Origin of the sequence: Roseibium denhamense (assembly GCF_009711415.1) — a bacterium.
GTDB lineage: Bacteria > Pseudomonadota > Alphaproteobacteria > Rhizobiales > Stappiaceae > Roseibium > Roseibium denhamense.
Window position 1 is genome coordinate 2,013 of the sequence record NZ_SMLZ01000060.1, and the last position, 3,180, is coordinate 5,192.

The following is a 3,180-nucleotide window of genomic DNA, read 5'->3' on the forward strand; positions in this document are numbered from 1 at the left end:
TATGTAAGCTGGTCGATTATGACATTAAGGATTTAATTGCCTACAGCAATGTTGTTGCTGCTTACTATAGTGTTACGGCTCTGGAGGCAGCAATACTGGATCGGAGTGTCCTTATCATCGGGCGCCAAAGTTTAGACTATCCGATGCCTTATGACAAGATTCTTGGGGTGCCCTTCTGCTCAAGTGAAGCGCAGTTAAAGATAGCGTTGATGAAGTCAATAGACATTTGGCATCATGATCAACCAAACACTATTGAGTTTAGGAATAAAAATACCCAACTTTATAATGGTAGGTTTTACGACAATCTGATCGATACCATTGAGAATAGCGTCATTGGCAATGCATCTCTTCGACCAGCGTCAGATTTACCCAAGACGCCCTTTGTATCCGCAGAGTTCACAGAGTTTTTCGTATGACCAACATTGAAATTGGTAATCATAAGATTGGTGCTGTCGAGAGTACATTTGTAATTGCCGAAATTGGCGTCAATCATAACGGTGATGAACAGATGGCGCGGGCTCTTATTGACATAGCAAAGCGAACAGGAGCTGATGCAGTAAAATTCCAAAGCTTCAACGCCGACCGTTTGGTCGAAATAAACGCCGCGACTGCTGACTATCAGAAAACAAACACCGGCAAAGGTAATCAGCACGATCTATTACGTGAGCTGGAGCTAAGTTTCGACGCCCACAGACGCCTTATGGCATACTGCAATGAAGTCGATATAGTCTTCATGTCTTCTCCATTCGATCTTGAGAGTATAGATTTTCTGGATGAGCTGGGTGTTCATGCCTTTAAGGTGCCCTCTCCGGACTGTGTTTCGAGCCAATATCTTCGCCACATGGGCTCCAAGGGACGGCCGGTCATCCTTTCTACCGGCATGTGCGATATGGCGGATGTTGTATATGGTATTGAAACGCTTAAAGCAGCTGGCAGCGGGCCAGTCGCCGCGCTTCACTGCACGAGCTGTTATCCGGCACCGGTCGATCAGCTCAACCTTCTAGCGATGGAAACTATGGGACGTGTTACCGGCGTTCCGATCGGATACTCGGATCATTCCTCCGGTATTGCAATACCAATCGCAGCAGTAGCGCTTGGTGCATGCATAATCGAAAAGCACATTACTTTAGACCGTAACTTACCCGGACCAGACCATAGCGCCTCCATCGAAGAGGCGGAGTTTGAGGCAATGGTCGCGGCAATCAGAGAAGTGGAAAAAGCGCGCGGCACAGTATTCAAGAGGCCACAACCATGCGAGGAATCTGCACGCCAGCTCGCCCGGCGAAGTCTTGCGGTTAAACGAGATTTGCCTGCTGGACACCGTCTCACTCGCGAAGATCTCATTCTCATGCGTCCAGGGGACGGCTTCAGTCCTCAGATTGAAGATGTATTGGTTGGCCGCGTTCTCTCTACCGCAGTCCAGGCTTACAGCTTGATCAAGCCGGAGCATCTCGGATGACGGGAGCGTTGCCTCTTATCCTTCTTGGTGCCGGTGGCCATGCAAAAGTAATAGCTGATCTTGCCAGCGCCCAAGATCGCACTGTAATGGGCCATGTTTCTCCCGGCGTCCCGATCGGATCACCCGTGGGGCAGAGCGAGATAATCGGGAACGATCTGGATGAATTGTCAGATCAGTATATGGATTATGAATTTTTTGTCGCTATCGGCGATAACAGGATTAGGTTGCGTGAACTGTTCCGCCTGGAGAGGGCAGGTGTACAAATTACGACATTGATACACCCGCGCGCATACGTCTCGAAAGACGTTCAGGTTGGTTCCGGATCGGTTATCATGGCCGGTGCAGTGGTGCAGGCCGGCACTCGTATTGGTCGTGCTTGCGTTATCAACACAGGAGCGACGGTCGACCACGACTGCCATGTTGAGGACGGCGCATTCATTGCCCCTGGCGCGACGATTTGCGGCACCGTTACCATCGGACAATTGAGTTTTGTGGGAGCTGGAGCAAATGTTGCGCCGAACAAAACCCTGGGCAACAATGTGTTCATCGGAATCGGAGTATCGGTGATCGATAACATTCCCACAAATTCTAGAATGGTGCCGAAGCGCGCATAGGCAAGATTAGTTATGGAAATACGCTTATGGAAACCGGGCGACGAAACCGCCATTATCGAATTGTTCGAGACCGTTTTCTCACGGCCCATGTCGAGCGACTTTTGGAGGTGGCGGTTTCGAGACCATCCTTCTGGTGGGCCTTTGGTCGCGTTGGCATGGGACGGGGATAGGCTCGTCGGTCACTACGCAGCTAGTCAGGCGCCGCTGGTCATTGACGGCGAGATAATTCCGGCCGCCCTTTCCATGACCACAATGACGCACCCTGACTATCGGGGCCGGAGGCTTTTGGAACGGACAGCTGAGTGTCTTTATGAAGCGCTGGTGGATCAAGGATTTATTGGTGTCTGGGGCTTTCCGAATCAGAACGTGAATGCGTTACGCCAGATGAAACTCAGCTGGACTAATATCGATGATATTGCGGCTCTAAGTTGTGAAACTGGTCCTTTACTCGCTGACGATCCGAATGTTGTTGAAGTGGAGTTCATCGACGAAAGATTCGCAGGGCTGGCTGAACGGACCTGCAATCAGACTCGCATTTCCTCCTTGCGCAACACGAATATTCTGAAGTGGCGTGTCGATGAAAACCCAGTAAATTCTTACAGGCTTTTCTGTCTTGCGGACGGAAATGATATTCAGGCTTACCTTATCGGCAAGACCTATCAGGAAACAGATTTTGATATCGTCGAAATGAAGGCGGATGACGCCCAGTCGGCGAGCACAATCTTGCGGTCAGTCGTTGCGAAGAGTAGTAAACTTGGCATCACTCGCGTCAATGCTTGGTGCCTACATGCCGATCCTCACAGGATTGCTTATGAGAGCCTGGGTTTTGCCGCGAAGGAACCGATAACCTACTTCGGCGGCAGGACCTTCAGGCATTCGGCGGCTGATTTTGGCGACTCCCGCATGTGGCGACTGTCTTTCTTGGACTCTGACTTATACTGAGGTTATTTTGTCAAAACGAGTGTTCTTTCTGACCGGCATAAGATCAGAATACGATATTTTGGCTCCAGTGATTGATGCGGTTGATCGCACGGACGGACTGGAGACCTCCGTCATCGTGACAGGTGCCCATCTTATCGAAAAATTCGGTCATTCTGTTCAGCAAAT

At 50.2% G+C, this 3,180-nt stretch carries 4 protein-coding genes; all 4 read left to right on the forward strand.

Annotated features, from left to right (window positions below):
• Nucleotides 1-416, forward strand: a 416-nt coding sequence (locus tag E1180_RS22000) for a hypothetical protein (RefSeq protein WP_196220481.1), incomplete at its 5' end; no start/stop codon positions are given.
• Nucleotides 413-1,459, forward strand: a complete 1,047-nt coding sequence (locus E1180_RS00315) for an N-acetylneuraminate synthase family protein (RefSeq protein WP_155189102.1) — start codon at nt 413-415, stop codon at nt 1,457-1,459. The genes E1180_RS22000 and E1180_RS00315, both read left to right, overlap by 4 nt.
• A complete protein-coding gene (locus E1180_RS00320) occupies nt 1,456-2,073 on the forward strand; it encodes an acetyltransferase (protein WP_155189103.1) in 618 nt (205 codons plus the stop codon). The genes E1180_RS00315 and E1180_RS00320 overlap by 4 nt, the downstream gene beginning before the upstream one ends.
• A gap of 12 nt (nt 2,074-2,085) precedes the next feature.
• Nucleotides 2,086-3,015, forward strand: a complete 930-nt coding sequence (locus tag E1180_RS00325) for a GNAT family N-acetyltransferase (RefSeq protein ID WP_155189104.1) — start codon at nt 2,086-2,088, stop codon at nt 3,013-3,015.
• Nucleotides 3,016-3,180: the final 165 nt, after the last annotated feature.

Bases quoted from the DNA above. Each gene is read 5' to 3' on its own strand.
- E1180_RS00315 (WP_155189102.1), top strand. From the start codon at position 413: ATGACCAACATTGAAATTGGTAATCATAAGATTGGTGCTGTCGAGAGT.
- E1180_RS00320 (WP_155189103.1), top strand. From the start codon at position 1,456: ATGACGGGAGCGTTGCCTCTTATCCTTCTTGGTGCCGGTGGCCATGCA.
- E1180_RS00325 (WP_155189104.1), top strand. From the start codon at position 2,086: ATGGAAATACGCTTATGGAAACCGGGCGACGAAACCGCCATTATCGAA.